Consider the following 3,280-nt stretch of genomic DNA (forward strand, 5'->3'; position numbering starts at 1 on the left):
TCTCTTGGAAGTCGATCTTCCAAGTAGACCATGACTTTGACATCTTCCTGAAGCGACCCGGCTGCATTCCGGAGATTCACATAGAGCAACAGAAAGATGCCGACACAGGACAAGGTAAACGCCGTGGTCAGAACGGCCACAATCGTCGTCGTGCGATTGGTCCGCATGTTCGCCCACGCTTCGCGAACGAGATAAAACAGCCGTCTCATACTCCGATTCCTTGCCCGATCCGCCGCTCCGACAGCAGTACGCCTTCCACCAGGGTCATTACTCGACGATTCGCTTGATTCAGGACATGGGGATCGTGCGTCGCGACAATCACGGTCGTCCCTCGGGCATTGATCAATTTGAACAACTCAATGATCTCCCTCGTGCGTTCCAGATCAAGATTGCCCGTCGGTTCGTCGGCCAGGAGCACCACCGGTCCATTGACGATCGCCCGCGCAATGCACACCCGCTGCTGCTCTCCCGTGGAAAGACTGTTCGGCGACTGATCTTTTTTGTGATCGACATCGACCGCGCGCAACGCTTCCGTGACTTTACGACGAATATCCTTTTCGGATGCACCTTGAACGATCAACGGGAGCGCGACATTGTCGAAGACGGATTTCTTCTGCAAGAGACGAAAGTCTTGAAACACCGCGCCGACCTTCCGCCGAAGATACGGAACTTCGGTCGGTCTGAGCTTGGTCACATTCCTGCCATGAACGAAAATCTGTCCTTCGTCAGGCTGTTCCTCACCGATCAGCAGGCGCAGCAGGGTAGACTTTCCGGCCCCGCTCGCTCCCATGAGAAGGACAAACTCCCCTTTTTCGATCTCAAGCGTGACATCGGATAGCGCGGCTCTCTGACCATGCCATTTGGACACATGGATGAGTTGAATGATGGCATCCACGGAAACCCCTTTGGAGATGGACTAGAATCCTCCGTGTTCGCTGGCGTCAAACGCGTTTTCGAGATGTTCGATCCGTCCCTGGCCGGAAGGTCTCCCCTGAACCAACATCACATCGAATCGGCAGGCCTTATCGGACCAATGCCGTCGGGCTAAATACTGCGCGGCCAATTTCGTCAGCTTCGCCCGCTTGCGATGATCCACCGCCAGCAGAGCACCGCCGAAGGCTTCAGTGGTCCTGCCCTTGACCTCGACAAAGACCACAACACCTTGGTCTTCCGCCACGAGATCCAATTCTCCGAGAGGTGTCCGTACATTGCGATCGAGAATTCGATAGCCTTTGGCCAACAAGAACTGTTCGGCCTGCATTTCGCTGGCTTGTCCGAACCGATGGCGCGGATCGGGAGTGGCCATGCGCCTATTGCTCGAACAGTGTCGCGCTCATCTGCCGGACCGACTCCTTCTTTTCGGCGATGACCGCCTCTTGCACCGGCATGAACGTTCGCCGATGTATGGAGCATGGACCATGGCGCGCCAATTGTTGCAGATGCCGTGTCGTACAATATCCCTTATGCGAGAGGAAATCATATTGGGGGAACATGTCATGGTACATCGCCATGAGACGATCCCTCGTAACCTTGGCGATGATAGAAGCAGCCGCAATCGACAGGGAAAGGGAGTCCCCTTTGATGATAGGCCGTACAAAAATTTTGATTCCAGGAAGGGTAACGGCATCAATGAGTAGATAATCAGGGGACGGAGCCAACTGATCGATGGCTCGACGCATCGCTAGCCGGGTCGCTTCGAGAATATTGAGCCGATCGATCTCACCGACGTCCGCCGATCCGACTCCCACTCCCGCGGCTTGCTCAAAAATCGTGGCATACAATCGGTCTCGCTCTCCTTCCGAGAGCTGCTTGGAATCATCGACTCCGGAGAGTCGACATCGAGTCGGTAAAACGACAGCGGCGGCAACGACCGGACCGGCTAATGGACCACGCCCAGCTTCATCGATACCGGCAATACGACGATACCCACACAGTCGGGCTGCCCGCTCGAACTCTTCGGTCGGCCCATCGAGCATTCCTTCACCGATCGCGCAATCGCATTGCCGTGGGGGAACACATCCGTGGAAGCAGTCTATCTAGGCCGTCACAGCCTTCTCCTCTGAAGCCGCCGGTTGTGCCGATGACTTGCTCTCTCCGATAAATTCGCGCTCTTCGACCTTCGCGAATCTACCCTTTTTGCCGCGCAGATAGTACAGCTTCGCGCGTCGAACGCGCCCCTGCCGAACCACATCAACCTTGGAGACGATGGGGGAATGTACCGGGAAAATCCGTTCGACCCCGACCCCGTACGAAAGTTTTCGGACCGTAAACGTTTCGGTATTCAAGCTTCCTTTGCGCGCGATCACGGTTCCTTCATAGACCTGAATACGTTCTTTCTCGCCTTCGACGACTTTGACGTGGACCCTGACGGTATCCCCGATTTCAAATCTTGGCGCTGATTTCTTCGTCAACGACCGCTGAATTCGCTCCAACTGATTCATGGACTTAACCCTCCTCCCGGCGTTGATGTCGGGGCCGTCAAAAGGCCTTCGCTCATCAATTCATCCAACAACTGTTGATCTTCCTTCGTGAATATCCGACCTTTCAGAAGATCGGGACGTCGCACATACGTGCTGCGCAATGCCTGCTTTCGACGCCACAACCGAATGGCCTCATGATGGCCGGAGAGCAAGACATCGGGCACACCGATTCCTCCAATCTCCGCCGGCCTCGTATACTGCGGATACTCCAGCAACGCGTCAACAAACGACTCTTCCAAGGCAGAAACTGGGTCACCCAAGACACCGGGAACGAGTCTGGCCGCCGCATCGATCAATACGAGCGCCGGCAATTCGCCTCCGGTGAGCACATAATCTCCGAGGGAGACTTCCTCCGGAGCCAACGCCATGCGGACACGCTCATCCACTCCCTCATAATGCCCGCATAGAATGACGATTCGCCGACGCTCATCTGCCAACTGCCGCGCATGGTCTTGCGTAAACGGACGTCCATGAGGAGTGGGAAACATCATGCGGATGTCTTCACCGCTCGCTTGCGCTTCGTGTCGAATCGCAGCTACCGCAAGAAGGATTGGCTCAGCCTTCATAACCATGCCGGCTCCACCTCCATACGGCATATCATCGACCACTTTGTGACGATCCGCCGTGAAGTCTCGCAAATTGTGCCCCTTCACGGTGAGGAGCCCCTTTTCTTGGCCTCGTTTGAGCATGCTGTGAGCCAAGACCGGAGCGACCATATCGGGGAACAGTGTCAGCACATCGAACCGCAACATGCTAATCAATCAATCCATCGATCAACCTGACAGTCATTTTTCGAGCTG

General features: G+C 55.5%; 5 protein-coding genes and 1 pseudogene. All 6 read right to left on the reverse strand.

Annotated elements, in window-relative coordinates:
• Nucleotides 1-209, reverse strand: a pseudogene (locus tag ACOSYY_RS12270) (permease-like cell division protein FtsX); the annotation flags it as partial.
• Entirely contained in the window at nucleotides 206-895 is a 690-nt protein-coding gene (gene ftsE / locus ACOSYY_RS12275) for a cell division ATP-binding protein FtsE (protein ID WP_421662708.1), read from the reverse strand. The gene ftsE and the pseudogene ACOSYY_RS12270, both read right to left, overlap by 4 nt.
• 21 nt (nucleotides 896-916) lie before the next feature.
• Nucleotides 917-1,306: a YraN family protein gene (locus ACOSYY_RS12280; RefSeq protein ID WP_421662710.1), complete on the reverse strand. Its 390-nt coding sequence runs from the start codon at nucleotides 1,304-1,306 to the stop codon at nucleotides 917-919.
• A gap of 4 nt (nucleotides 1,307-1,310) precedes the next feature.
• Nucleotides 1,311-1,976: a ribonuclease HII gene (rnhB, locus tag ACOSYY_RS12285; RefSeq protein WP_421662711.1), complete on the reverse strand. Its 666-nt coding sequence runs from the start codon at nucleotides 1,974-1,976 to the stop codon at nucleotides 1,311-1,313.
• A 60-nt stretch (nucleotides 1,977-2,036) separates the two neighbouring features.
• Nucleotides 2,037-2,441 (reverse strand): 50S ribosomal protein L19, encoded by a 405-nt coding sequence (gene rplS, locus ACOSYY_RS12290; protein ID WP_421662713.1) that lies wholly within the window; start codon nucleotides 2,439-2,441, stop codon nucleotides 2,037-2,039.
• Entirely contained in the window at nucleotides 2,438-3,232 is a 795-nt protein-coding gene (trmD, locus tag ACOSYY_RS12295; RefSeq protein WP_421662715.1) for a tRNA (guanosine(37)-N1)-methyltransferase TrmD, read from the reverse strand. The genes rplS and trmD overlap by 4 nt, the downstream gene beginning before the upstream one ends.
• Nucleotides 3,233-3,280 lie beyond the last annotated feature (48 nt).

The sequence above is a fragment of the Nitrospira sp. BLG_2 genome, assembly GCF_049222245.1.